Origin of the sequence: Mycobacterium sp. P7213, assembly GCF_900604305.1 — a bacterium.
Lineage (GTDB): Bacteria > Actinomycetota > Actinomycetes > Mycobacteriales > Mycobacteriaceae > Mycobacterium.
The window spans coordinates 1-23,875 of record NZ_UWOA01000026.1; the positions used below are offsets into that span (position 1 = coordinate 1).

The following is a 23,875-nucleotide window of genomic DNA, read 5'->3' on the forward strand; positions in this document are numbered from 1 at the left end:
GGACGGGGTCGTCGGCGTTGCCCCGCACGCCAGCATCATCTCGATCCGCCAGTCGTCGCGGGCGTTCGAGCCGGTCAACCCGCAACGGTTCGGCTACGACGACGAGCGGGTGAAGGCCGGCACGCTCGCCACGCTGGCCAAGGCCGTCGTCCACGCCGCCGACATGGGCGCCAAGGTCATCAACATTTCGGTGACCTCCTGTGTCCAGGTGGCGGCCGGACTTGACCAACAGGTGCTGGGGGCAGCCCTCTGGTACGCGGCGACGGTCAAAGACGCGGTGATCGTCGCGGCCGCCGGCAATGTCGGCGAAGCCGGCTGCGCCGACAACCCGATGTTCGACCCGCTGAACCCGAGCGATCCGCGGGACTGGAACCAGGTCAAGGTGATCTCGAGCCCGTCGTGGTTCTCTGACTACGTCTTGTCCGTCGGCGGTGTGGACGCCACCGGGGCGCCGATCGACAAGAGCATGACCGGACCCTGGGTGGGGGTGGCCGCACCGGCCACCCACGTGATGGGCCTGTCTCCACAGGGCGGTGTCCCGGTCAACGCCTACCCGCCGATTCGGGTCGGCGAGAAGAACATGCCGTTCTGGGGCACCAGCTTCTCGGCCGCCTACGTCAGCGGCGTCGCTGCCCTGGTCCGGGCCAAATACCCTCAGCTCACCGCGCATCAGGTCATCAACCGGATCATGCAGACCGCACACAATCCGCCCGCCGGCGTCGACAACCGGGTGGGCTACGGACTCATCGACCCGGTCGCGGCGCTGACGTTCAACGTGCCGGCGGGTGACCCGCTGGCGCCGGGCTCGCAGCAGCGGGTGATCACCCCGGCGCCGCCACCACCCCCGCCGGACCACCGGGCCCGGACCGTGGCCCTGGGATTCCTCGGCGTGATCGCCGTGACCGTCCTGGCGGCCGCGATCACCGCGCGGATCCGGCGGGCCACCAAGTGAGTCCGAACCGGGTCCGGCTGACCGGGTTCACGCCGTCGAGCAACCGGCGGCTGCTGTGCGCGACGACGATCGCACTGTGCGGTCTAGCGGGTTGGGCGCTGGGTGGACTGCTCGGTGCCGCGGTGGCGGTCCCGCTGGCGGTGCTGGTGGTGCTGGTGCCGTGGTGGGGGCAGCCGGCTTGGTCGTGGGCGCTGCTGTGGTTACGACGTCCGTCCAAGGCCGCTTGGAGCGAGCCGATCACGGTGGCCAACAACCGCGCCGGCGGCGGGGTTCGCATCTCCGGCGGTGTGGCGGTGGTGGCAGTCCATCTGCTGGGCCGGGCGCATGCGGCCACCGTGGCCACCGGCTCGGTGAACGTGGAGACCGACAACGTCGTCGATGTCGCCGAGCTGCTGCCGATGCTGCGGCACGCACTCGGGCTGGTCCTGGAGTCCATGAGCGTGATCAGCATCGGAGCGCGCCGCGCCACCACCGGCGACTACCCACGGGTCTACGACACCGAGATCGGCACCCCGCCGTACGCCGGCCAGCGCGAGACCTGGCTACTGCTGAGACTGCGGGTCATCGACAACACCGCTGCGCTGCGCTGGCGCACCACACTGGGTGCCACCGCGGTCGCCGTCGCGCAACGGATTGCCGGCCTGCTGCGGTGCGAGGGGCTGCGCACCCGGGTGGCCACCGCCAGCGACCTGGTCGAACTGGATCGGCGCCTCGGCGGTGGCTCGCTGGTGGCCGGCGCCGAGCGCTGGAAGACGCTGCGCACCGAGGGCGGCTGGGTGACGACCTACGCCTATTCGGCCCGCCAGATCAGTGCCCAGCTGCTGGCGCAGGCGTGGACTCTGCCGGTCGATGAGGTGATCCAGAACGTCACGGTGTTTCCGGACGGGAGGTGTACAGCCACCGTGACCCTGCAGACTCCGCAGCCAGCGCCGACTCCCCCGTCGGTGGTGCTGCACCGGCTCAACGGGGAGCAGGCCGCCGCCCTGGAGGCCAACATGTGCGCGCCTCGCCCCCAGCTGCGCGGCCTGCGGCCCGGCCGGTTACCAGCCAGCCTGCCCCTCGAGATCGGTCCGTCGGGCGTGCTGATCGGCAAGCTGGCCAACGGCGATCGGCTGATGGTGCCGCTGACCGACTCCGGTGAGTTGAGCCGGGTGTTCATCGCCGCCGAGGACCTGATCGCCAAGCGCATCGTCATCCGGGCGGCCGGTGCCGGCGAACGGGTCTGCGTGCACACCCGGGACAAGGCCCGCTGGGCCAGCGTCCGAATGCCCGAGGTGGCCGTGGTCGGCGAATCCCGGCCCACCCCGCGCACCACCGTCAGCGTGGTGGACGGGCCGATCGCGCCGTCACCGCGGCCGGCCACCGTGATCACCGTGGCGCCGCCCGGGACACCGCCCCCACCAGCGGACGCGGTCGAGGTGAGTATCGAGCAGATCGACCGGAACGCGGTACGGGTTGCGGCCGGCGGAAAATCTTGGCTGGCTACGGTGGAGTTGTTCCGGGCGGAAAACCGGTACTGCAGCCCGGAGGCGCTGACCCCGATGTCGTCGCGATGACACCGCACCGCATCGGTTGTCAGCGAAGAGAACCTGGACGCGCGACAGAGGACGACAGACATTGAGTGACTTGCTGGCGGCCCGTCGACACTTCGACCGGGCCATGGTGAGCATGGACGGCCGCTACGGCTCCCCCGACGCGTTAGCCGACTTCGTAGCCGCAACCGAGGCTGATCCGTCCATGGCCGACGCCTGGCTGGGCCGTATCGCCTGCGGCGACACCGAGCTGGACACCCTCAAGCGTCTGTACGCCAACAGCGACTGGCTGCACAAGGAGACCACCCGACTGGGCCGGCACCTGGCCGCCCAGATCCCGTTGGGACCGTATCTGTCGATCACGGTGACCGATGCCTCGCATGTGGGTTTGGCCCTGGCATCCGCACTGACCGTTGCCGGTGAGTACGAGCGTGCCGACGCCCTGCTGGCCGACCGGGGCTTGCTGGACAGTTGGATCAACCACCAGTGGCACCAGCTCGGGCGCGCGTACCTGATGTTCGTCACCCAGCGCTGGCCGGATCTGCTGACCGTCGCCGCCGAAGAGCTCCCCGACCGCGCGATCGTCATGCCCGCCGTCACCGCATCGGTGTGCGCCCTGGCCGGCTATGCGGCCGCCCACTTGGGCCAGGGACGGGTGGCACTGGACTGGCTGGATCGCGTCGACATCACCGGACAGACGCGGTCCTCGGAGCGCTTTCCGGCAGGGGTGCTCACCGCGTCGATCAACCCCAGCGAGATCCCTTTGCTGGCCGCGGATCTCGCCTATTTGCGGGGCATGGTGCACCGCCAGCTCGGTGAGGAGGACAAGGCGCAGGTCTGGCTGTCCAAAGCCGCCATCAACGGTGTGTTGACCGAACCGGCCAAGGCTGCGCTGGCCGAACCGAATCTGCGCCTGGTGGTCACCGAGGAACAGATCATCGACAGTCGCACCGACCGTTGGGATGCTGCTTCGGCGATGAGCCGCGCGGAACTCGACGAGCACAACGCGCTGGACCGCCGGGCGGAGCTCTTGGAGCAGGGTCGCGCCGAGCTGGAGAAGCAGGTCGGCCTGGCCGAGGTCAAGCGTGCGGTCAAGGCGTTGGAGGACCAGCTCGAGATCCGGGCCATGCGACTCGAACACGGCCTGCCTGTGGAAGGCCAGACCAACCACATGCTGCTGGTGGGCCCGCCCGGTACCGGCAAGACCACCACAGCCGAGGCGCTGGGCAAGATCTACGCCGGCATGGGCATTGTGCGCAACCCGGAGATCACCGAGGTGCGTCGTTCGGACTTCTGCGGCGAGCACATCGGGTCATCCGGCCCCAAGACCAATGAGCTGATCGAAAAGGCTTTGGGTGGAATACTTTTCATGGACGAGTTTTATTCGCTGGTGGAGCGTCACCAGGACGGGACTCCGGACATGATCGGTATGGAGGCCGTCAACCAGCTGCTGATCGCGCTGGAGAAACACCGCTTCGACTTCTGCTTCCTCGCCGCCGGCTACGAAGACCAGGTCGACGAATTCCTGACCGTCAACCCCGGCCTGGCCAGCCGGTTCAACCGTAAAATCCGGTTCGAGTCCTACAGCCCCGAGGAGATTGTCGAGATCGGTGAGCGCTACGGATCCAGCCGGGCAACCGTACTGAATCCCGCAGCACGCCAGCGGTTCCTGGCGATGGTGACCACTATCCGTGGCTACGTCAGCCCGCGCGGAGAGCACGGCATCAACGTTATGCACAACGGCCGGTTCGCCAGAAACGTGATAGAGGAGGCCGAACTCGCCCGCGATACCCGGGTGGCCGCCCAGAAGCGGTCCGGGCAACCGGTAACGATCGACGACCTCAAGACCATCACTGCCGCTGACATCGACTCCGCCGTGCGCGCCGTGTGCGACACCAAACGCGAGATGGCCGCCCTGAACTGGTAGGACGTCACTGTCAGACCGGGCTGGTGCCGTACCGCGTCTCGAAGTCGGACTGGGCTTCCTCACGCAGCGCGGTGAAGACGAGGTTGAGCCGATCCGCCAACTCGCTGTGGGTGTAGTCGCTGACCACACACGGGTGCAGCGTCAACTCCAGAAGCCGGCCGTCGGCGTTGGCCACGGCACGGATATCACCGAGATCGACGCTGTAGGTTGTGTTCTCGGCCTCCGCGACCAGCGCTTCCCATTTCTCGGCGGCCTCGCGCAGATCCCGCAACACCGACTCCACGAGGTCCTTGTCGCTGAGTTCCGCGTGGCTCTCCGCCCCCGACATTGGCTAAGTATGTCCAGCCGGTGTGAACAGCGTCAATTCATCGACGCTCGTTAAAGCTGTGAATCCCACTGGCTGGCGGCAGGGGCGCTGAGCTTGCGAAACCAGCTGTAATGGTAGTTGGCCGAAACGGTGTCTCCGGTGGCGATGCCTTCGGTGGCGGCCAACAGCATGCAGTTCAGCGCCACGGCGAGGTCGGAGTCGGGATACTGTGCCAGCAGCTGGTAGCGCGTGGTGTCCAGATGCACACGCAATAAGTCGATTTCGGCGTCGACCACGCCGGTGCCGGCCGCTCCCGCCTTCACCAGGGTGTTGGCCATTCGCGGCAGTCCTTCACGCCAGTGGGTGGCCTCGCTGAGCCGCCAGCCGAGGTCCTCGATGGGCGCCAGCATGCGCGGCTGTACCGAGGTGTGAGTCTCCGCGAAATCACTCGCCCAGCCCAGACGATCGCCGGGACTGTAGCTGGCCGACTCAATCGGGCTGCCCAGCATCTCGGCGGCGGTGCCATTGCGGCGGTCGGGTTCCAGCAGTTGCACCCCGTCTGGCAGCTCGATTCCAGACGGAATCCATCCGTTGGCGATATCGGTGGCCAGTCGGGTGGTGCCGTCGGCGAAGATACCGATCGCCCAGCGCAGTCCGGGCTCCTGACGGGCGACGAAAGCCAGCAAACGTTGCAGCCGCTGCTCGTCGGATTCGGCGACCGGCGGGGCGAGGGGTGGCGGCGGGGCCGGATCGGGCTGGACCGCCGCGAATGGTTCCGGAGCCACGGGAGCCGGTTCAACCGGCGGTACGAAGACCGGCTCGACCACCGGTGCGACGAAAACCGGCTCGACCGGCGGCACTACGACCGGCTCGGCGGGCTCTGGTTCCGCTGCCTGCGGCGCCGCGGCAGCCTCGATGACCTCCGGTACCGGCGGGGGCGGGTCCAGTGGTACCGCCTCAGTCGCGGCGGCGGCGGATTCGGGCAGCCGATGACGCGCCCGTGGGGCAGGTGCCTCCGCAGGCGGCAGGGGCGGTTCGGGCGAGCGAGGCGGCGCGACGGGTTCGGCCGGAACCCCGGCGGCCGCCGACACCGGGGCCGAAGCGGGAGCCGGGGCCGGCGCCGCATTGAGGCTGATGTACTCCCCGCCGAAGTCCAGGGCTTCCTTGTGGAGCTGGCGCACCGTCGACTCCACCCGGAGCACGGCGAAAGCTCTGGCGACGTTGATAACCCGCGTCTCCGCGGCCTGGCGAGCCGGGCCGGTCAGATCTGATCGACTGATGACGTGCAGCTTCTCGTTAGCCGAATGCGCGATGCGCTGCAGATCGGCCTTGAGATAGTCGGCAAGCGGTGCCGTCTCCGGGGTGATCGTCGCCAGCTCGGCGGGCCACAGGCCGCCGAGCACCCAGGAACTACAGTCGACCGGAGCGCTGAAGGCCGGGATCGTCAGCGATTCCCGGGCCGCGTTCCGGAGGCGCTGGCGCGCCGACCGTCGACCGAAGAGTGCCACCGCGCAAGCCTACCGTTGCCGTCCCGGCGCTCTTGTCCGAATTCGTCCGCATCGCGTCGCGTCGTCGACGGCATTCAGGCGGCCCTCCACAGCCACTGCGCGCGGTGAATTGTCAGCCCCCGGCCCGGTGGGTAGCGTGCAAATCGTGGCTGATGTCGGGTCCCCGGGCACGGGGTGTGCAGCGCAGTTGAGCGAGGTACTCGCCTTGCTGGAGCGGGCCCGAAAACTGTTCGGCGACACGGTGATTGATCCCCCGGCAGACATCGCCCCCAACGCGGACGCTGCCGGAAGATGGGTACTCTAGTCCCCTGGATTCGTGCCCGGGTGCAGGTGGTGGGCCAGCAGCCGATCGGTTGCGACCCGCAGATCATCATTGGTGGGTACCGCGGCCGAGGGCACCTGGCCGGTCGTGACGATCTCGCCCCGGATCTCTAACGCCGCCTTGAGAAACGAGACGTCCGCGGTGAGGACGATGGCCTCTGCCAGCCGGTGCGCATCGGTGTCCATGACCGATTCAGTGAGCACCACACTGTGCAGATAGCCGCCGCGGCAAGACCGGAACAGCACTTCGCCACTGGGGTGGATCGTGTCGAAAGCCGGATTCGGCTCAGTCATCGGTGCCCATCGGTTAGGCGCCCGAAGGCGTTGGCGGCATCGTCTTCATTCTTGTTCCACGTCGCCACCGCGCGGTGCAGATTGTCGGAGACCATCGAATGCTCGCTGGACTGGTCGTCGTAGCAGTCCTTGCGTGCGTCCAGCAGTGCAGCGGCCGCCTGGCGAAAGTCGCCGTAGATCGGCCCGAGCGAGTTCAGGGTCGCCTGGATTCCCGCGTGCGAGGCCGCGACCGTGGCCAGATAGTCCGACGCCTCTTGATGGTTTCCAGCCGCCTTGGTCAGAACGTCCTGGTTGACGTGGATCTTCTCGGGCATATTTCACCTTCCTGGCTAATCGACGATGACGGTTCGAGCCGCCCTTTTCAAGCTCGCAATGCCCCCGAGCGCGCTCGCCGGCCTGGTCGCAACCGGCTCAGCGGGCGGCGCCGGCTCCTGGACCAGGGCCGGCGGGTGCTGCCAACCCAGAAATCCGGGACCGCGCAGGTTCTCGACCAGGTGGATCTGCCCGTCGAGAAGTGCCTTGCCGGCGCCGACGGCGAGGGCATGGCGGTCGGTGAACACACCGATGTCGCCGGGCCGCAGGCTGACCACATCGACCGCTGCCACCACCGGTGTTCCAGGCGGCGGGATGTGGATGCCCTGACTGCGGAACGCCTCCACGACTGGCTGTCCGTCGGCGACGGCCTGCATCGCCGCAGCCAGTTGCGGGTTGGCCACGGTCGTGGTCTCGCCGTCGGGCAGTCGTACGGCGACCGGTCCCGCCTCCCCCGGGTCCTGCGCCGGGGTATCGCCGTCCGCCCCGTCGGCGTCGGCGCCATCGGACGCCTCGGCGGTAGCCGCTTCCTCGGACGGGTAATCGTCATCGGCGGGCAGGCCATCAAGGCCGAGACCAGACGCCGGACCGGTCAGCGGAAATCCGGAGGGCATCGCAGCCGGCATCGCACCGAATCCCGGACCGTCGGCGCCCATGCCCGGAAACATCGGCGTCGCCAACTCCGGCGGCAGCCGTTGGGACGCCGCCAGGTGATCGGCCATCGGCTCGTCATCGGCCAGGAGGTCCGGGTACGCGTCGGTATCGGGATCCACCGAAAGCGACTGGTCGTCCCCGCCGGGCGCCGACTCCTGGCAATCCGATTGCGCCGCGGGGTACAGCCGTGTCAGCGCGGCGGCGAGCGCTTGCTTGGAGGCGTCATCGTCGTTGGCCTCTTCAACCACCCTGATGATCTGCCCGAGCCTGTCGATCAGGAATCTCTGGAACTCGCGCGCGCCGGCGGCGGTGCTCAGGTCCCAGGCCCCTGCCGCGCCGGCGATTTCGGCCTCGATGTCGTCGAGGCGGCGCCGGCCTTCCAGCGTGGTCTTGTGCGCGTGGCGCAGCGCTTCGATGATCTGCCTGTCGAAGTCCGCGGCAGTCGACAGTTGCTGCGCCAGAGCGGCTTCAGCCTGCCTCATGGCTTGCGCCGCCCGGCCCTGCTGTTGCTCGCCGGACGCCGGATAGCCCGAGCGCTCCATGGCAGGTGACTGTACTGAGGGCCACCGATGCCGACAATTCACCCGGGCACCCGCGGGGGACAGCCCGCTCACGGCAGCGGACGGCGGATCGCCACATCCGCGCCCAGGGGGCTGATCTGCACGGTTGCCCCGGCGTGCGGGGCTTCGATCACCCGGTTCCCCCCGATCGCCAGCTGCACATGCCCGGTGCTGGGGAAGACCAGGTCGCCCGGGCGAATCTGGGAGCGCGGCACCGGGATTCCTTCGTGGATCTGTGTATAGGTGGTACGTGACAGCGGGACGCCGGCCTGCTGATACGCCCACTGCGTCAGCCCCGAGCAGTCGAACCGGTCGGGGCCGGTCGCACCCCAGACGTAGGGCCTGCCGAGCCGCGACAGTGCGGCCCGGACCGCCAGTCCGGCACGAGTGTTGGGCAACGGCAACCGATCCAGCCCCACTGGCCTGCGCCGCAGCCCCCGGTATCGCAGCCGCCGCAACCGCGCACGGTGGACCAGCGCGCGATGCTGCGCCGACACGACGTGGGCGTGTTGAGCGCGCAGCCGGGCCTCGCGGCGGCGCAACGCCTCCCGGTGCGCCATAGGCGTATCCGGGGAGACCACCGAATCGGCTCGGGCGGCGGAAACGACACCGTCGGTCTGCCGGCGCGCGTGAGCGTGGTCGGCGACCACGGCGGCCAGCACCGTCGTGGCCAGCGCATCGGTACGTGCGTTGGCCAGCAACAGGTCCCGTTGTGCAAGCACTGCCATCCGGTAGCGGTCATGCCCAGCGCCGGTATCGGTGTTGGCGTTGCGCTCCAACAACTCGGCGTAGCGTTCTAGCCCGGACTCCAGTGCCGCGGGCCGTGGATTGCCCGCGAACAGATCATTGGCGCGCGTCAGTAGCTCCAATTCACCGTTGCTCACCGTTATCCCCCTTCGTCGCCACCAGCTGTCGCGTCCATGGACCCGTCGGCGAAGGCGCGGACTCGCGCCAGCGCGCCGGGCGGGATCACTCCCCTGTTGCGGATGTCCCACATCTCTTCGGGGCCGACGCCGATCAACGCCGCAATCACCGGTTCGGGCAGTGACGACTGTGCGCACGCCCGGTCGAAGCGAGCGGTCAGGCTGCCGGGCATCCGTTGCAGCAGGTCAGCGCGAATGGCCTCCAGCGCCTGGAGGTGGACCATCAGTCGGGCGGCGTGATCGGCGCCCGCGTTGACCGCCACCCGCCAGGAGCTGGCCGCGAGCATCTCCGCCTTCACGCACTGCGTGATCACGGAAAGAATATACGTCTCGTATTCGTCTGATGCTTCCGACGGCAGTCTCGCGATCACCGAACGCAGGGCATCCAGCTGCGCCTCCGCGTAGCCCTCCAGCACTTCGGTGTCGCTGTGCCGGTCGACGACGATGGCTCCGGCGGGACGGGCGGCCGCCGCCTGCGATCCGGTCGCGGCGATCAATTGAGCCAGCTCCGCCTCGGCGTCGTCGGCGACCAGGAGCCGCGAATAGGTGCCCGGCGGCAGACCGAGCCCATTCTCAACCTTCTGAACTGTGCCTTTGTGGGGCTTCCGGGCGCCGCGCTCAAGGTAGCTCAGCCCCATGATGCTCACGCCGGTGGCCGCGGCGAGGTCGGCCAGCGACCAGTCGCGCGCCTCTCGCAGTGCCCGGATGGCCGCGCCCGCCGCTTCGCGGCTCATTGTTGCGCCCCGGCCATGGACGGATAGTACACAGCCTGGCCCTGCACTACTTACATATATGTTTTTATCACCATCTGTTGCGTCCTTCGTATTCGATCGTATACGTTTCTCTCTACGTTATCCGGTCTGCCCACGAGGAGGTCCTTCCGATGGCACCCCCCTGCTCCGCAAACCCCGAGCTGTGGTTCGGCTACCCCGACGCCGACGGCGCTGACGGGGCCGCCAAGGCGCGGGCCTATGAACAGTCCTCCACCGAGGCGCGGCTGCAATGCCTGCGGCGCTGCCCACTCGCGCAGCAACGCCAATGCGCGGCGCTCGCTGTGGAACGCGGCGAGGAGTACGGCGTGTGGGCCGGCGTGAAGCTCCCCGGCGGCCAGTACCGCAAGCGGGCCGAGCTCGCCCGGGCCCACGCGCTGCTGCGCGCGATCGCCGCCGGCGAGATCAACGCCCGCGAGCTGCCCGACAACCAGACGCTGCTGACCCACCACGAGCGCGACCAGCTGCCGGTGACAGCAACGGTTTTTCATCTGCCCGCCGGGCAACTCGGTCCGCGGTCGGCGGCCTGAGCAGGCCCGTCCACGGCACGAGTCGGTAGGATCGCGCCAGTGGCACGGCAGCCGGCCCGGAGGTGAACCGTTGAGCAACCTGGAGACCACCTCGGCTGAATTCGCCTGTGCGGCAACTCCCGAAGACCACATCGAGGTGCTGCACCCGCGCGAGGTCCCGCTGGGCGGAGCGCGCGCCATCGGGGTACGTCGCACCCTGCCGCAACGAGACCGCTCCCTGATCGGCGCCTGGTGCTTCGTCGACCACTACGGACCGCAGGACGTCGCCGCCGACGGCGGGATGGACGTGCCCCCGCACCCGCACACCGGTCTGCAGACGGCGAGCTGGCTGTTCAGTGGGCGGGTCGAGCACCGCGACAGCGCCGGCGTGCACGCGGTGGTGCACCCCGGCGAGTTGAATCTGATGACCGCCGGCGCCGGAATCTGCCACTCCGAGGTCACGGTTGAGCCGCAGTCGGCTCCCCTGCTGCGCGGCGTGCAGCTGTGGGTGGCCCTGCCCGATACTGCCCGCCATAGCGCCCGCGACTTCAACCACTTTGCCCCCGAACCCGTTTCACTGGCCGGCGCATCGGCGCTGGTGTTCCTCGGTGAGCTGGCCGGGTACCGCTCCCCCGTCCCGTCGTTCACTCCCCTGCTGGGCGCTCAGCTCGACCTGGATCCGCGCACCGAACTGGCGCTCGACGTTGATCCCGCATTCGAACACAGCGTGCTGTGCGACCAGGGCGCAGTCAGCCTGGGCGGCACGGGTCTTGACATCGGGGCGCTCGGCTATCAAGGCCCCGGCCGTTCGGTACTGCCGCTGCGCAACACCGGTGACTCCCCCGCCCGGATCCTGGTGCTGGGCGGGGTGCCGTTCAGCGAGGAACTGGTGCTGTGGTGGAACTTCATCGGTCGCACCCACGAGGAGATCGTCGAGTTCCGGCGCCGCTGGCAAGACGGTGACGACCAGTTCGGACAGGTCAGCGGCTATCAAGGCCGCCTGCAACGGCTGCCCGCCCCACCGATGCCACCGCTGCGGTTACGGCCGCGTCGGCCGCGCACCGGGTAGGCGGCAGCGCTCTCAGCGCAACTTTGGCGATCTCGTCCCCCGGCGTCGCGTCAGGCTACGGCGTGAGCAGTACTTTCACCACGTCGCCGGACCGGGCCGCCACGGCACGGTAGGCGTCGGCCGCGTCGTCCAAAGCCATCTCGGTGGTGAAGATCCCGTCCACCGACAGTCGCCCGGACTGCAACAGCGGCACCAGCTGCGGCCACGTCTGTTGCACGGGTGCGGTGGTCATCCGCAGAGTGACACTGCGCAGTAGTGCCGGCAGCGCCGGGAAGGGGAAGGGCTGCAGGTCGTGCACTCCGACCACCGATACGGTGCCGCCGGGCCGCACCGCGGTCAGCGCGTCGGACATCGAGGTGTCCGAGCCGACGGCGTCGATCACCGCATCCACTCCGCGCCCGTCGCTGAGCTCCATGGCCGCGGCCGTGGTCGGCGGCTCTGCCGGGGTCACACCCATCAGGGCAGCCCGCTCCCGGCGCTGACGCACCGGATCGATCCCGAGAACCGTTGCTGCGCCGAGGAACAGCGCGCTGCGTGCCGCACACAGCCCGACCGCGCCCAACCCGATGACCGCTACCGTGCCGCCGACCGGGGTGTCGGCCCGCAGCGCCGCCGCCCATCCGGTGGCGAGGTTGTCGGTGAGCAGCAGCGCTTCGGCGTCAAGGATCCCCTCGGGGATACGGGCAGCCTGAAAGTCGGCGCCCGGCACCGCAAGCAGCTCCGACTGCGCACCCCCCAACAGACCTGATCCGAAGATCTGCGGGCCCGAATGGCACCGGATGGGATCGAGGGTGCCGCACCCGGCGCACCGCCCGCAGCCCGCGACCGAGGACACCATGACCCGGTCACCGACCCGCACGGAGTGCACCTGCGACCCGACCTCGACGACGGTGCCGATCGCCTCGTGCCCCAGCGGAACCGGGTCGGCGATCGGGTAGTCGCCTTCGTAGACGTGCAGATCGGAACCGCAGATCGCGGTCGCGGTCACTTCGACGACGGCGCCGTCGGCTCCCGGCAACTCGGGGTCGGGGCGGGTGTCGACTCGGATCGACCCGGGCCCATCGATGACGACACTGCGCATGTCACGATCCTTCAGCTAGGGCTTGTACTTTGCCGAGCACGTCGGGGTAGCGCTTCAGATGCGCCCCACCGTTGACGTCGAAGGCGGATCCGGTGATCCAGCCGGCACGTTCGGAGGTCAAGAACTCTACGGCCTGCGCGATGTCGTCGGGAATGCCGGAGCGCCCGAGCGGGGTGTTCTCGATGTACTCGTCGGTGAGCCCCGGCACCATCGCCAGGCCGGCGACCAGGGGAGTGTCCACCAGGCCGGGGGAGACCGCGTTGACCCGGATGCCGCGGGCGCCCAGCTCCAGTGCGGCCACCTGGATCAGCATCAACACGCCGGCCTTGGCGCTGCAGTATGCGGCCATGGAGCTGCCGGGCTGGCGCCCGTTGAGCGAGGAGATGGCGACCACGCTGCCGCCGTCTTCGAGGGTGCGGGCCGCATGTTTGATCACCAGCATGGTCCCGGTGAGGCAGACGTCGATGGTGGTCTGCCAGCCGGACAGCTCGATGTCCGCGATCGGACTGATAATCGACAGGCCGGCGCAGCTGACCACCGTGCGGACCGGCCCGAGTTCGCGGGCGGCCACGAATGCCGCTGCGACACTGGCCTCGTCGGTCACGTCTGCGACGACGGCGGTGGCCGTGCCGCCGGGTCCATGCGCCGGTCCCAGCTTCGCCGCTCCTCCGTCGAGCCTCGCTGAACCGGCGATTTCGGCTGCGCGGGCGTGCGCGGCGTCTCCGTTGATGTCGGCGATCACCACATGGTCACCCCGCGCGGCCAGAGTGTGCGCGGTGGCCAACCCGATTCCCGAAGCGCCGCCGACTATCAGGGCCACGGGTTTTTGAGCCGTCATCGCCCCACTCCCGTCATGGTGGTGGTGCGGTAGGTGCACTCTCGTCCGGGCCGCTCCCACAGCGTGTCATCACCGACATCGGTACCGTCGGCGGCCAACACCCGTTTGAGGACTTTGTTGGTTGCCGTCGCGGGCAGCTCTGCGGTCACCCGGACATAGCGCGGCCAGGCCTTGGGGGACAGATCCTCTTGAGCGGCAAGGAAATCAGCCAATGCGCCCTCGGTCAACCGGGCATCGTCGCGCAAGACCACTGCGGCCATCACTTGATCGCCGACGTTACCGTCCGGCACGGCGTACACCGCGGCCTGGTTGATGTCGGGGTGGCGCATCAGAATCCGCTCGATCGGCGCCGCCGCCAGGTTCTCACCATCGACCCGCATCCAGTCGGCGGTGCGCCCGGCCAGGTAGATCCAGCCGTCGGCATCAGCGTAGGCAAGGTCGCCTGACCAGTACATGCCGTCGCGCATCCGGTCCGCGGTCGCCTGCTCGTTGTTGTAATAGCCCGAGAAGAACCCGGACCCGGCGGTGTTGACCAGTTCCCCGATCGCCTCGTCGGCGTTGAGCAGTGCGCCGTGCTCGTCGAAGACCGCCGGCGGGCACTCGGCTTTGGTGTCGCTGTTGTAGATGGCGACGCCGGGGAACCCACGCCCCACCGAACCGGGCGGGGTGCCTTCATCACGGGTGATGGTCACCGCGTTCTCGGTCGAACCGAAGGCGTCGACCACGTGCACACCGAACCGGCGGGCGAATTCACCGATGTCGCGCTCCGAGGCCTCGTTGCCGAACGCGACCCGCAGCGGATTGTCGGCGTCATCGGGCTGCTCGGGATGCGCCAGTAGGTAGGCGAACGGTTTACCGACGTAGTTCATATACGTCCCACCGTAGGCGCGGATGTCGGCCAGGAACCGCGAAGCCGAGAACTTCGCCGGCGCCATCGCCGCACCGGCGGCCACCGCGGGTCCGAAGCCGGCTGCGATCGCATTGGAATGAAACAGCGGCATGGACAGGTAGACGACGTCGTTGGCGCCCAGCTCGAATCGCTCGGTCAGGCTCTGGCCGGCGACCAGCACCATGAAGTGGCTGACCAGAACGGCTTTCGGGTCGCCACTGGTGCCCGAGGTGAAGATCAGCATGAACGGGTCCAGCGGCCCGACATGCCGATGCGGCTGAAGTACCCCGGCTTCGGCGCACTCGCTGGCCCAGGCCGGGTCGTCGACGTCGATGATGGTGACGCCGGGCAGCTCCAATCCCCGCAGCAGCGCGCGGTGTTCGGCGTCGACCAGCAGGATCTGCACATCGGCGGTGCGCAGATCCGCGGCCAGCGCCGAGCCGCGGCGGGTGTCGTTGACCCCGCACAGGACGTAACCCCCCAGCCCGGCGGCGGCGAGCGCGGTGAGCATCGCGGGGTTATTGCCCAGCAGGGCGCCGACGTGCATCGGCCGCCTGGTGTCGGCCCGCGCGAGCACCGCGGCGCCGTGGCGGGCCGCCCGGACGAGGTACTCCCGCCACGACCAGCGGATCTGCCCGCCGTCGACGTCGTTGTAGAGCACCGCCAGGCTGGTGTCGCCGATGCGTTCGGCGAGCAGCTGCTGCATGGTCTCTGCCATCAGGCCTCCTAACCCGTGACCGTAGCGGTCGTGCCGGCCAGGTGCCGGGTCAAAAACGAGATCTGGTGCTCGACAACGTGATCGAACCAGTCGCCACCGGCGAAGACGTCGAAGTGATCGCAGGGGTAGTGCCGCACTTCGGCGCGGGCGGCGAACGCCGCCTTGGCGGCTGCCTGTGGGGGAGCGCCGCGGTCGAAGTCGGCTATCTGCACCAGGATCGGGCAGGCGATGGCCTCGGCGTGCTTGGCCGCCGGGCGGTAGCCGCCGAGCTGTACACCGACCTGGGCGTCGATCTCGTTGCGCCAGGTCGGGCCGGCCATCGCGGTGTAGGCCGCGTGGTAGCCGTCGGCGGTCAGGGTGGCCAGCTCACCGGGGCGGCCCACCAGGGCGATGGTCGCGGGCGACCCGCCGAAGCGTTGGGCCAGCGCACTGCGCCACCCCGTGGCCGTTGAACGCAGCATTGTTGCCGGGCGATGGTGTGGCAGTGCCGCGATCGCAGCGGCCGGTCCGCTGACCAGGGGTGTCAGCGCGATGGCGGCGGCGACACCGGGCGTGGTGGCGGCCACCTCGAAGACATGCCCGCCGCCCAGCGAGACCCCCCACACCACGATCCGGCGAGCATCCACACCGGTCTGCTCGGCCGCGGCCGAGCATGCCGAGCGAAAGTCGTCGACCTGCTCTTGCATGGAAATCCGTTGGCGCGGGTGTGCTTCTGAAGCGCCGAAGTACCGGTAGTCGAAGGCGAAGGCGGCGAACCCGGCTTCGCTGAGTCGTTCGGCGAACGGGATCAGGCCGGAGTCGACGGTGCCGCCCAGGCCATGTCCGAGCACCACGACCGGGGCTCCGTCGCCGTCATATTGCGCCGCCGGAAAGAACTGCCCGACGCACGTGGCGCCGCCGCTGCCGAATCGGATGGTCGCGCTCATGCGGATGCCTCCATCTCGCACACCCCGGCCCATCCGGGCACACCGAGTTCAGCGGCGCGCCGGGTGCCGCGCGGGATCTCCGCGGTGCGCATGTCGTGTTCGTAAAGGAAGTAGTCCAGTTGCTGGGTGTGGCGCGGGGTGTCGAGCATGTGGCCGGTGTATTTGCGCCGGTCGGCCTCGATCACCCGGCGCATTTCGGCGACCGACGGCAGCCGGTAGCGACCGGCAGCGTAGGCGCCGATGAGGCGGGCCTGGGCTTCGACGAACGGGAACAGGGTCGGGGTGGCTTGGGCGAATCCGGCGAACACCAAGTCGTCGATGCCGGGATAGAACATCCGCTTGTACAGGTCGATTCGATTGCCCGGTGCGCTGATGAACTCCGGGTCGAAGAACGGGAAGGTGATGTTGTAGCCGGTGGCGTAGATGATGACGTCGAATTGGCCGTTGGTGCCATCGATGAAGTGCACGGTGTCGCCGTCGAGCCGGCTGATGTTGGGTTTGGGGATGACGTCGCCGGACCCCAGGCGCAGCGGCAGTTCCACCGATTGGGTGGGGTGCGCTTCGAAGAACTTGTGGTTGGGGGTGGGCAGCCCGAGGTCCTCGGGGCGTCCGGCGATGATCGGCTGTGCCCATTGAGCGACCTTGCGCTGCCAGGAGAACGGCAGATACGGGCTGGTCCGGAAGTACTTGTCGGCGGGCTTTCCGGCCAGATACTTCGGCACGATCCACGCGCCCGACCGGGTGGACAACGTCAGCTCGTTGTCCAGCGCCTTCGACGACAGTTCGACGGCGATATCGGCGGCACTGTTACCCAGGCCGACCACGAGGATCCGCTTTCCGCTGAAGTCCAGCGGTGTCTTGGGGTCGATGTAGTGGTGCGCATGCAATGTGTCGCCGCTGAATTCGCCCGGGAAGTCCGGCAGGCGTGGATCCCAGTGGTGGCCGTTGGCGACGACCAGCAGGTCGAACCGGCGACGCTGCCCGCCGGCCAGTTCCAGCTCCCAGCCACCACCGGGCAACCGGTGCGCATGGGTGACTTCGGTGTCGAACTCGATGTTGCGCTTGAGCTCAAACGCCGCCGCATAGGACTCCAGGTACTCCTTGACCAGCGTGTGGTGCAGGAAGTCGGGGTAGTGCTCCGGCATGGGGAAGTCGCGAAACGACAGCTGGTGCTTGGAGGTGTCGATATGCAGCGACCGGTAGGCACTGGAATGGCCGTTCGGGTTGCCGAAGGCCCAGTTGCCGCCGATCCGGTCGGAGGATTCGAAGCAGCTGTAGTCGATCGCATAGTCGCTCAGCATCTTTCCGGCGGTCAGGCCACTGATACCGGCACCGACGATTGCGGTGCGGGGTACGGGCATGGGGAACCTCCGAGATCCGGGGTAGACAGGTTTGCAGAAGTGTCTACGAGACGCGTCGCTATAGTACACAGATCTACCGATGTGTCTACTCCTTGCTAGGCTTACCGCCCAGGAGGTGGCCGTGAACGAAGCGTCAGCGTCACCCGTGTCCCCGTCGACGACCGATCGGCTTCTCGACGCGACCGAGAAACTATTGGCCGACAAGGGGATTCGGGCAATGACGATGATCGACGTCGCCCAGGCCGCGGGGGTTTCCCGGGCCTGGCTGTACCGCAATTTCCCGGATAAGCCGACGCTGGTCGGTGCGGCGATCATTCGGCTGATCGAAACCAGCTGGGCGCAGACCCGCGCCGAGCTGTCGACGCTCACCGACTTCGAGGACCAGCTGGTGGCCGGCGTCCAGATCGGCCGCCGCGCCTACGACGATCCCGGCACGCTGCTGATGCGGTTGCGCACCGCCGAGCCGGACGAGTTCACCGCCTGCGCCGGCACGGGCGTCCGCGGCCTGGTGCCCGATCTCGCGACATTCTGGCAGCCCTTTGTCGAAGCCGCCGTCGAGAGCGGAGACATCGACCCGGACAACGACATTCCCGAGGCCAGTGAATGGGTCGCTCGGGTGTTGATCAGTTTCGGCAGCGTCCCGGGACACCACATGGACCCCGACGATCCAGCAGCCGTGCGACAGCATGTGCGCCGCTACGTGCTGCCGGGGTTGCGTCAAGCGCCGACTACTGCGGCCCCGAAGGGGAAACGATGACCGAGTGGTTCTTGTACCTGCCGCAGACCAGAATCGGCCTGGGTGACCTGGTGACGCGCGCCCGGGTGGCCGAGGCGTCGGGTTTCGACGGCGTCGCATTCCTCGACCACCTGGACACCCCGATGGCCCCCACCGCGCCGCTGTGGGAGGCGATGACCGTGGCCACCTGGGTCGCCGCCCACACCGAACGGATCAAGGTCGGCCACGTGGTGTTGTGCGACGGATTCCGCCATCCCGCCGTGCTGGCCAAGCAGGCGACGACCTTGGCCGAAGCCTCTGGCGGCCGCTTCGAACTGGGGCTGGGTTCCGGCTCGATGCCCGACGAGCTGGTCAAGTACGGAATCACCACCGCCGGTCCGCGACAACGCGTCGACGCGCTGAGGGAGACGCTGGTGTCGCTCGGCGAATACTGGAGCGCCGAGGGGGAGCGGGCTCAGACTCCCGCTCCGAGCATGCCGATCCCGCTGGTGCTCGGCGGGGTGGGCCCCCGCATGCTTCAGCTGGTACACCGCTATGCCGATTGGTGGAACCTGCCGGCGACGCATGTGCACAAGTTGCCCGAGCTGCTGCCGTCGATCGGTTCTGCGCGCGCGTCCGTGCAGCAGATGGTCGGTTTCGCCCGACTCGACCAGGACGTGGCGGCGGTGTCAGAGACGGCTCAGCGGCGATTCGGCCGGCTGGGATCGGGCCTGGTGTGCGGTGATGCCGCAGCGCTGGTCAAGCATTTCGGTCGGCTCGAAAGCCAGGGGGCGCAACGGTTCTACGTGTGGTTCGCTGATTTCGCGCCGCCGGAGTCGATTGCCGAGTTCGCCGAGACCGTGATCCGGGGCCGCTGAGCCGGCACTCGGCGGCTGTTCAGCGTGATCGGCGCGGTGCGTTCAAGCGGATCTCGATGTTGTCGGGGTCGGGCGCCGGGACATCCAACTCGTCAGTGACCCGTACCCCGATTCGGCGCTGGGTGGTGGCGTCGACGAAGGACAGCGGCGGTTTTCCGTCCTGTAGGTACTTGTCACCCCACTGGGTCAACGCCAGCATCACGGGCAGCAGGTCCTCGCCGGCGGGTGTCAGCCGATACTCGTCTCGGGCCCGCTGCCCGGCCTCCTGGTAGGGGACCCGGGTGATGATTCCGGCGGACTCGAGCTGCTTGAGTGCCCGCGACACCGCCGGCGCCGAGGCGCCGATGCGTGCCATGAAGTCCTCGAAGCGGCTGGTGCCGTAGAAGCATTCCCGCACCACCAGGAACGCCGTCTTGGTGCTCAGCACATCGAGCAGCCGGACCACCGAACACGCATCGCCGGTGGACCAGCGCGATCGGTCGCGCAACCGGGGTTCGAACTGCATGTGGTCCAGCTTACGTGACTAACCCTTGCGTTATCTAGCATGGCGTGCTTTGCTCTTACTAACGTAGTCGTTAGTCAGCGAGAGAGGATCCGGAGATGGTTGCAGTACAGGGAAAGGTCGCGGTGGTCACCGGCGGACGGCGCGGACTGGGCGCAGCCCTGGTCGACGAGCTTTTGGCGCGCGGAGCCCGCAAGGTCTACTCGACCGCACGCACCACATTCACCGATGAGCGCCCGCAGGTGGTGCCGCTGGCGCTGGAAGTCGGGTCGGACGAGTCGGTGGCGGCCCTGGCCGAAGCGGCCGGCGATGCCGAGCTGGTGTTCAACAACGCGGGCGTGCTGCTGCCCGACGCCCTGCTGACCGGCTCCTTCGAGCGCATCACCGAAACCTTCGACGTCAACGTCTTCGGACCGCTGCGCCTGGCACGGGCGTTCGCGCCGATCCTGGCGGCCAACGGGGGAGGGGCGCTGGTCAACATGCACTCGGTGCTGTCCTGGATGGCCGGCTACGGTGCCTACGGTGCGTCCAAAGCCGCCGCCTGGTCGGTGACCAACTCGCTGCGCATCGAGTTGGCGGCGCAGCACACACAGGTGGTCGGCATCCACGCCGGCTTGATCGACACCGACATGGTCGCCGAGCTGGACGCCCCCAAGGTGACGCCGGGCGAGGTGGCGCGGCGCATCCTCGACGGCGTGGAGTCCGGTGCCGTCGAGGTGCTGGCCGACGACATCAGCGGGCATGTGAAAGCCGCGCTGTCCGGTCCGGTCGAGGACCTGTCCGGCGCCTTGTCGCACTGAGCCGGATCAAGGAGCACCGAACCGCCATGCCCCTGTGGACCATTCATCACTCCCCCGGGCTCTTCAGCGCACCGGACAAGCGCGCGCTGGCGTCCCGCATCACCGACCACTACCAGAAGGCGGGGCTGCCGCGCTTCTACGTGGTCACCCTGTTTCAGGAGACCGCGCCGGAGGACTTCTACGTCGGTGGCGAGCCGACCGGGGTCGGGGTGCGCGTGGTGATCGATCACATCGCCCGGCATGCCGCCGACAGCCAGAACCGCCGGCGGATCACCGAATGGATCAGCCAGATCCTTACTCCGACGCTGGATCAGCACCCCGGCCTGCACTGGGAGTTCCACGTCGACGAGACCAGCGAAGAACTGTGGATGATCAACGGCCTGGTTCCGCCCCCGGGGGGATCGGACGCCGAGAAACGGTGGGCCCAGGAGAACGTGGCGACGGCGTACTGAGGGCCAGCGCTCATCGGTACCGCGCCGCCAGCGCGGTCCCGATGGCGGCCAAGTGATCGCGCAAGCCCTGCGGACCGGTGACCTCGAGCCATTCGACGAGCCCGGCGAGTTGGCCGGCGAGGGCGTATTCATTGTGGCCCCGGATCACCACCCCGATCCGGCCGTCGGGCGTGGCACCGCCCACCTCCAGGCGGCCGCCGAGCATCGCCCGCAGCAGACCGAGGCCGTCGGGCGCGCACACCGCCTGGACCTCCAGCGGGGTGCGCTTGCGGTCGACCTCATCGGCGATCTCCCGCCAGCTCTGCGCAAGGTCGAATCCCCGGGGCCGCCGCACGGGCTCGTCGGTCAACGCGACCGACGACACCCGATCGATACGGAAGGTCCGCCGGCCCACCTCCGTTTCCGACACCAGGTACCACGTCGGGCCCTTGGCGACGATGCCCAGCGGGTGGACCGTCCGCTCGGTCACGGCGCCTTTGCTGTCGACATAGCCGAGCCGCACCTGCACACCCCTGATCACCGCCTCCTGCAGCGCATCGAGGAACCGCGGTGGAGTCGGCGCGGCCTGACTGGCACCCCAAAGCCGTGGATCGACGACCACGGACGTGGCGGCGGCCTCGGCCTGCGCCCGGAAAGGCTCGGGCAACGCCCGGACGAGCTTGCGCAGGGCTGCCTTGACGTCCGGGGTGGCCGTCGAGGCGGGTCCGGCCACCAGAAACAGCGCGCGAGCCTCGCTCGCGGTCAGCCCCGAAAGGTCGGTGCGCGCGCCGCCCACCAGGCGCCACCCGCCCCCGCGGCCCTGCACCGAGTACACCGGTATCCCGGCGACACTGAGGGCTTCGAGGTCGCGGCGGGCGGTGCGCTCGGACACCTCCAGCTCGCGGGCCACCTCGACGGCGGTCACCTGCTTGCGCTGCTGCAGCAGCAGAAGGGTGGCCACCAGCCGGTCAGCTCGCACCTCAGCAGAATTCCACACAAACTGGCCAATAGGTGACCGGTTATGGTCACCACAATGGCGCCATGACTACACCTACGAGTTCTCCCGCAGCCCCGCTGACCGACCCGCGGCCCCTTCTCGATCGTGCCGTTGCCACCGGCGGGAGCGTGATCGCCGGCATTCGACCCGAGCAGCTCACCGCCCCAACGCCCTGCACTGAGATGAACGTGCAGACCTTGCTGACCCACCTCATCGCCGTGCTGGACCGCATCACCGCCCTGGGTAGCGGCGGTGATCCCTTCACCGTCGCCGCCCCACAGATCTCCGACGGTCGCTGGGCCGATGCTTGGCAGGAATCAGCCCGACGAGCTGCGCAGGCCTGGAGTGACGACGGCGTGCTTGAGCAACCGATGGCGCTGCCGTGGATCCAGGGCAGCGGTGCCGACGTGCTGGCGTCCTACCTCTCCGAGGTCAGCGTGCACACCTGGGACCTGGCTGTGGCGACCGGCCAGCAGCCCGACTGGGACGACGCGGTGATCGCCGCGGCGCTGCAGTCCGCACACCGGATCCTGCCGCCGGCGAACCGTCGCGCGCTGTATGCCGAGATCGCGGCCGCGATGGGCCTGGACGAGGTGGCCATGCCGTTCGCCGAGGCCGTCGCCCTCCCCGACGACGCCCCCGCCATCGACCGGCTCATCGCCTGGAACGGCCGTGATCCGCTCTGGTGATCGGGGGGCGCTCCGCCAGCAGCGACGAAAGAGGCTCAGCAGCATCGCCACGGGCGGCCGCTTTCGGCCTCAGTCCCCCTCACAGGGGTTGAAAGCGACGAGACGACCGTGGCCGTCCCACCGCGACCCGACCCGGCCCCGGTACTTCTTGCCGTGAGTCAGCGTGTGTTTTACAGGTAGGAAGTGCATCGCCGCTGTTCAGAGGCGTGATCAAAACCCCGTTGCATTGTCTGCCTGATAGGCACACAATGGGTGGCATGGCCACGAAGACAGAGCGGTTCGCGGTGCGTCTTACTGCCGAGCAGGACGCGCTGATTCGTCGGGCCGCCGAGGTGGAGGGGACCGACCTGACCAACTTCACGGTGACCGCGACGCTGGCTCGTGCCCGTGACGTGCTCGCCGATCGCCGGCTGTTCATGCTCGATGCCTCGGCCTGGTCGGAGTTCGTGTCGGTGCTGGACCGGCCGGTGGCGCACAAGCCGCGGCTGGAGAAGTTGTTCGCGGAGCCGTCGATCTTCGACGAGTGAGCGGCTACAGCGCGCCCCGGCCGATCGGTGAGCACGATGTGGTCGCCGAGTTCGACAGCGGCGAGCCCAGCCTGGACGAATACCTGCGGGGACGCGCCTTGGCCAACCACGTCGAGGGTGCGTCCCGGTGTTTCGTGACGTGCCGGGACGGCCGCGTCGTCGGGTTCTACGCGCTGGCCTCGGCGGCGGTGGAGCGCACCGGCACACCCGGGCGGGCGCGGCGCAACATGCCCGATCCGGTGCCGGTGATCCTGTTGTCCCGGCTGGCGATCGACCGCAAAGAACAGGGCCAGGGCTTGGGCGCCGCACTATTACGGGACGCAATCACCCGCGCGGTGGCGGCCGCGGAGATAATCGGGGTGCGGGCGCTGCTGGTGCACGCGTTGCATGAACAGGCGCGGACGTTCTACGCACATTTCGATTTCGAGCCCTCGCCGACCGACCCGCTGCACCTGCTGCTGCTGATCAAAGACGCCCGTGCACTACTTCGGCCCACCGCGGAAGTTGTGATCCGTCAGGGTCTTGGAAGGGCGCCACCTGCGCGTCAACGCCTAAACCCAATTCCCCGTCTGCCAGCTCGTCCACAACGTCCACGTCCGCATCGTCGTCGCCGCCACTGACGAACTACTCCGAGAACTCACCATCGACCCCAACCCGCGACTACCAACCAGCAGGCAAAGACCGCCACGCACACTGGCACCACAACCAAAAACAGGCCGAACCCTGAGGGTTCGGCCTGTCCGGGATCTCCCGAGAGATCACACTGTGGGCGAAGGGGGACTTGAACCCCCACGTCCCGAAGGACACTGGCACCTGAAGCCAGCGCGTCTGCCATTCCGCCACTCGCCCGAGCAACCGGGGGAGCGTATCACGGGCCCCCTGCTC

Annotated in this window: 24 protein-coding genes, 1 tRNA gene and 2 pseudogenes; 12 read left to right on the forward strand and 15 right to left on the reverse strand. The window is 68.5% G+C overall.

Features of this window, described 5'->3' with window-relative positions; all coding sequences use genetic code 11:
* From mycP to eccA, 3 genes are all read left to right on the forward strand, one after another.
* Positions 1 to 952: type VII secretion-associated serine protease mycosin (gene mycP / locus EJK91_RS11700; protein ID WP_125079014.1), on the forward strand; the 952-nt coding region annotated here is incomplete at its 5' end.
* A complete protein-coding gene (gene eccE / locus EJK91_RS11705; RefSeq protein ID WP_024442137.1) occupies positions 949 to 2,508 on the forward strand; it encodes a type VII secretion protein EccE in 1,560 nt (519 codons plus the stop codon). The genes mycP and eccE, both read left to right, overlap by 4 nt.
* A gap of 103 nt (positions 2,509 to 2,611) precedes the next feature.
* On the forward strand, positions 2,612 to 4,411 hold the full coding sequence (gene eccA, locus EJK91_RS11710; protein WP_125079035.1) for a type VII secretion AAA-ATPase EccA: 1,800 nt from the start codon (positions 2,612 to 2,614) through the stop codon (positions 4,409 to 4,411).
* A 10-nt stretch (positions 4,412 to 4,421) separates the two neighbouring features.
* Here the strand turns inward: eccA and EJK91_RS11715 are convergent, their stop codons facing one another.
* The 7 genes from EJK91_RS11715 to EJK91_RS11745 form a co-directional block, all read right to left on the reverse strand.
* Positions 4,422 to 4,739 carry a DUF2710 family protein gene (locus tag EJK91_RS11715; RefSeq protein WP_024442135.1) on the reverse strand — a complete coding sequence of 106 codons (318 nt, stop codon included), beginning with the start codon at positions 4,737 to 4,739 and terminating at the stop codon, positions 4,422 to 4,424.
* Positions 4,740 to 4,789: 50 nt separating this feature from the next.
* Positions 4,790 to 6,226, reverse strand: coding sequence for a DUF5631 domain-containing protein (locus tag EJK91_RS11720; RefSeq protein ID WP_125079015.1), 1,437 nt, complete (start codon positions 6,224 to 6,226; stop codon positions 4,790 to 4,792).
* Between the two features lie 300 nt (positions 6,227 to 6,526).
* Entirely contained in the window at positions 6,527 to 6,841 is a 315-nt protein-coding gene (locus EJK91_RS11725; protein ID WP_046301150.1) for a DUF2694 family protein, read from the reverse strand.
* The gene (locus tag EJK91_RS11730) at positions 6,838 to 7,155 is read right to left on the reverse strand and encodes a type VII secretion target (protein WP_046301151.1); all 318 of its coding nucleotides are present in this window, start codon (positions 7,153 to 7,155) and stop codon (positions 6,838 to 6,840) included. Before EJK91_RS11730 ends, EJK91_RS11725 begins: the two co-directional genes overlap by 4 nt.
* Positions 7,156 to 7,170: 15 nt before the next feature.
* Positions 7,171 to 8,349: a DUF4226 domain-containing protein gene (locus tag EJK91_RS11735; protein ID WP_024442131.1), complete on the reverse strand. Its 1,179-nt coding sequence runs from the start codon at positions 8,347 to 8,349 to the stop codon at positions 7,171 to 7,173.
* 68 nt (positions 8,350 to 8,417) lie between these two features.
* Positions 8,418 to 9,251 carry a C40 family peptidase gene (locus EJK91_RS11740; RefSeq protein WP_024442130.1) on the reverse strand — a complete coding sequence of 278 codons (834 nt, stop codon included), beginning with the start codon at positions 9,249 to 9,251 and terminating at the stop codon, positions 8,418 to 8,420.
* Between the two features lie 2 nt (positions 9,252 to 9,253).
* Entirely contained in the window at positions 9,254 to 10,024 is a 771-nt protein-coding gene (locus tag EJK91_RS11745; protein ID WP_036457684.1) for a helix-turn-helix domain-containing protein, read from the reverse strand.
* A gap of 149 nt (positions 10,025 to 10,173) precedes the next feature.
* On the opposite strand from EJK91_RS11745, the gene EJK91_RS11750 reads away from it, so the two are divergent.
* Both EJK91_RS11750 and EJK91_RS11755 read left to right on the forward strand, forming a co-directional pair.
* Positions 10,174 to 10,590, forward strand: coding sequence for a WhiB family transcriptional regulator (locus EJK91_RS11750; RefSeq protein ID WP_024442129.1), 417 nt, complete (start codon positions 10,174 to 10,176; stop codon positions 10,588 to 10,590).
* 70 nt (positions 10,591 to 10,660) lie between these two features.
* Positions 10,661 to 11,638 (forward strand): pirin family protein, encoded by a 978-nt coding sequence (locus EJK91_RS11755; protein WP_125079016.1) that lies wholly within the window; start codon positions 10,661 to 10,663, stop codon positions 11,636 to 11,638.
* A gap of 55 nt (positions 11,639 to 11,693) precedes the next feature.
* On the opposite strand, the gene EJK91_RS11760 is transcribed toward EJK91_RS11755, so the two are convergent.
* From EJK91_RS11760 to EJK91_RS11780, 5 genes are read right to left on the reverse strand one after another with little or no spacing between them, the layout of a single operon-like run.
* Positions 11,694 to 12,719 carry an alcohol dehydrogenase catalytic domain-containing protein gene (locus EJK91_RS11760; RefSeq protein ID WP_125079017.1) on the reverse strand — a complete coding sequence of 342 codons (1,026 nt, stop codon included), beginning with the start codon at positions 12,717 to 12,719 and terminating at the stop codon, positions 11,694 to 11,696.
* 1 nt (position 12,720) lies between these two features.
* Positions 12,721 to 13,557 (reverse strand): SDR family NAD(P)-dependent oxidoreductase, encoded by an 837-nt coding sequence (locus EJK91_RS11765; RefSeq protein ID WP_024442126.1) that lies wholly within the window; start codon positions 13,555 to 13,557, stop codon positions 12,721 to 12,723.
* Positions 13,554 to 15,164 carry a fatty-acid--CoA ligase FadD1 gene (fadD1, locus tag EJK91_RS11770; RefSeq protein WP_046300366.1) on the reverse strand — a complete coding sequence of 537 codons (1,611 nt, stop codon included), beginning with the start codon at positions 15,162 to 15,164 and terminating at the stop codon, positions 13,554 to 13,556. Before fadD1 ends, EJK91_RS11765 begins: the two co-directional genes overlap by 4 nt.
* A gap of 8 nt (positions 15,165 to 15,172) precedes the next feature.
* A complete protein-coding gene (locus tag EJK91_RS11775) occupies positions 15,173 to 16,090 on the reverse strand; it encodes an alpha/beta hydrolase (RefSeq protein WP_024442124.1) in 918 nt (305 codons plus the stop codon).
* Positions 16,087 to 17,451, reverse strand: coding sequence for a flavin-containing monooxygenase (locus EJK91_RS11780; protein WP_024442123.1), 1,365 nt, complete (start codon positions 17,449 to 17,451; stop codon positions 16,087 to 16,089). The genes EJK91_RS11775 and EJK91_RS11780 overlap by 4 nt, the downstream gene beginning before the upstream one ends.
* 79 nt (positions 17,452 to 17,530) lie before the next feature.
* On the opposite strand from EJK91_RS11780, the gene EJK91_RS11785 reads away from it, so the two are divergent.
* Together EJK91_RS11785 and EJK91_RS11790 are read left to right on the forward strand one after the other, a co-directional pair.
* Complete coding sequence (locus EJK91_RS11785; RefSeq protein WP_125079018.1) at positions 17,531 to 18,208, forward strand: TetR/AcrR family transcriptional regulator; 678 nt, start codon at positions 17,531 to 17,533, stop codon at positions 18,206 to 18,208.
* The gene (locus EJK91_RS11790) at positions 18,205 to 19,044 is read left to right on the forward strand and encodes an LLM class flavin-dependent oxidoreductase (protein ID WP_125079019.1); all 840 of its coding nucleotides are present in this window, start codon (positions 18,205 to 18,207) and stop codon (positions 19,042 to 19,044) included. The genes EJK91_RS11785 and EJK91_RS11790 overlap by 4 nt, the downstream gene beginning before the upstream one ends.
* Positions 19,045 to 19,063: 19 nt before the next feature.
* Here EJK91_RS11790 and EJK91_RS11795 read toward each other — a convergent pair whose 3' ends face one another.
* Positions 19,064 to 19,549, reverse strand: coding sequence for a winged helix-turn-helix transcriptional regulator (locus tag EJK91_RS11795; protein WP_125079020.1), 486 nt, complete (start codon positions 19,547 to 19,549; stop codon positions 19,064 to 19,066).
* 95 nt (positions 19,550 to 19,644) lie between these two features.
* Between EJK91_RS11795 and EJK91_RS11800 the strand changes: the two genes are divergently transcribed.
* Both EJK91_RS11800 and EJK91_RS11805 read left to right on the forward strand, forming a co-directional pair.
* Positions 19,645 to 20,346 (forward strand): SDR family oxidoreductase, encoded by a 702-nt coding sequence (locus EJK91_RS11800; protein ID WP_046300363.1) that lies wholly within the window; start codon positions 19,645 to 19,647, stop codon positions 20,344 to 20,346.
* A 26-nt stretch (positions 20,347 to 20,372) separates the two neighbouring features.
* On the forward strand, positions 20,373 to 20,798 hold the full coding sequence (locus EJK91_RS11805; RefSeq protein WP_024442118.1) for a tautomerase family protein: 426 nt from the start codon (positions 20,373 to 20,375) through the stop codon (positions 20,796 to 20,798).
* A gap of 10 nt (positions 20,799 to 20,808) precedes the next feature.
* Here the strand turns inward: EJK91_RS11805 and EJK91_RS11810 are convergent, their stop codons facing one another.
* On the reverse strand, positions 20,809 to 21,756 hold the full coding sequence (locus EJK91_RS11810) for a helix-turn-helix transcriptional regulator (protein WP_125079021.1): 948 nt from the start codon (positions 21,754 to 21,756) through the stop codon (positions 20,809 to 20,811).
* A gap of 62 nt (positions 21,757 to 21,818) precedes the next feature.
* On the opposite strand from EJK91_RS11810, the gene EJK91_RS11815 reads away from it, so the two are divergent.
* From EJK91_RS11815 to EJK91_RS11825, 3 genes and pseudogenes are all read left to right on the forward strand, one after another.
* The gene (locus EJK91_RS11815) at positions 21,819 to 22,463 is read left to right on the forward strand and encodes a TIGR03086 family metal-binding protein (RefSeq protein WP_164517945.1); all 645 of its coding nucleotides are present in this window, start codon (positions 21,819 to 21,821) and stop codon (positions 22,461 to 22,463) included.
* A 221-nt stretch (positions 22,464 to 22,684) separates the two neighbouring features.
* A pseudogene (locus EJK91_RS11820) lies at positions 22,685 to 22,990 on the forward strand (type II toxin-antitoxin system TacA family antitoxin); the annotation flags it as partial.
* Positions 22,987 to 23,478 (forward strand): annotated as a pseudogene (locus EJK91_RS11825) (GNAT family N-acetyltransferase); the annotation flags it as partial. The pseudogenes EJK91_RS11820 and EJK91_RS11825, both read left to right, overlap by 4 nt.
* A gap of 278 nt (positions 23,479 to 23,756) precedes the next feature.
* On the opposite strand, the gene EJK91_RS11830 reads toward EJK91_RS11825, so the two are convergent.
* Positions 23,757 to 23,839: transfer RNA gene (locus EJK91_RS11830), tRNA-Leu, on the reverse strand.
* Positions 23,840 to 23,875: the final 36 nt, after the last annotated feature.

Excerpts from the sequence above, each read along its gene's own strand:
- eccA (WP_125079035.1), top strand. The coding sequence starts at position 2,612 with ATGGTGAGCATGGACGGCCGCTACGGCTCCCCCGACGCGTTAGCCGAC.
- EJK91_RS11715 (WP_024442135.1), bottom strand. The coding sequence starts at position 4,739 with ATGTCGGGGGCGGAGAGCCACGCGGAACTCAGCGACAAGGACCTCGTG.
- EJK91_RS11725 (WP_046301150.1), bottom strand. The coding sequence starts at position 6,841 with ATGACTGAGCCGAATCCGGCTTTCGACACGATCCACCCCAGTGGCGAA.
- EJK91_RS11730 (WP_046301151.1), bottom strand. The coding sequence starts at position 7,155 with ATGCCCGAGAAGATCCACGTCAACCAGGACGTTCTGACCAAGGCGGCT.
- EJK91_RS11735 (WP_024442131.1), bottom strand. The coding sequence starts at position 8,349 with ATGGAGCGCTCGGGCTATCCGGCGTCCGGCGAGCAACAGCAGGGCCGG.
- EJK91_RS11745 (WP_036457684.1), bottom strand. The coding sequence starts at position 10,024 with ATGAGCCGCGAAGCGGCGGGCGCGGCCATCCGGGCACTGCGAGAGGCG.
- EJK91_RS11750 (WP_024442129.1), top strand. The coding sequence starts at position 10,174 with ATGGCACCCCCCTGCTCCGCAAACCCCGAGCTGTGGTTCGGCTACCCC.
- EJK91_RS11760 (WP_125079017.1), bottom strand. The coding sequence starts at position 12,719 with ATGCGCAGTGTCGTCATCGATGGGCCCGGGTCGATCCGAGTCGACACC.
- EJK91_RS11765 (WP_024442126.1), bottom strand. The coding sequence starts at position 13,557 with ATGACGGCTCAAAAACCCGTGGCCCTGATAGTCGGCGGCGCTTCGGGA.
- fadD1 (WP_046300366.1), bottom strand. The coding sequence starts at position 15,164 with ATGGCAGAGACCATGCAGCAGCTGCTCGCCGAACGCATCGGCGACACC.
- EJK91_RS11775 (WP_024442124.1), bottom strand. The coding sequence starts at position 16,090 with ATGAGCGCGACCATCCGATTCGGCAGCGGCGGCGCCACGTGCGTCGGG.
- EJK91_RS11780 (WP_024442123.1), bottom strand. The coding sequence starts at position 17,451 with ATGCCCGTACCCCGCACCGCAATCGTCGGTGCCGGTATCAGTGGCCTG.
- EJK91_RS11785 (WP_125079018.1), top strand. The coding sequence starts at position 17,531 with ATGTGTCTACTCCTTGCTAGGCTTACCGCCCAGGAGGTGGCCGTGAAC.
- EJK91_RS11790 (WP_125079019.1), top strand. The coding sequence starts at position 18,205 with ATGACCGAGTGGTTCTTGTACCTGCCGCAGACCAGAATCGGCCTGGGT.
- EJK91_RS11795 (WP_125079020.1), bottom strand. The coding sequence starts at position 19,549 with ATGCAGTTCGAACCCCGGTTGCGCGACCGATCGCGCTGGTCCACCGGC.
- EJK91_RS11800 (WP_046300363.1), top strand. The coding sequence starts at position 19,645 with ATGGTTGCAGTACAGGGAAAGGTCGCGGTGGTCACCGGCGGACGGCGC.
- EJK91_RS11805 (WP_024442118.1), top strand. The coding sequence starts at position 20,373 with ATGCCCCTGTGGACCATTCATCACTCCCCCGGGCTCTTCAGCGCACCG.
- EJK91_RS11815 (WP_164517945.1), top strand. The coding sequence starts at position 21,819 with ATGACTACACCTACGAGTTCTCCCGCAGCCCCGCTGACCGACCCGCGG.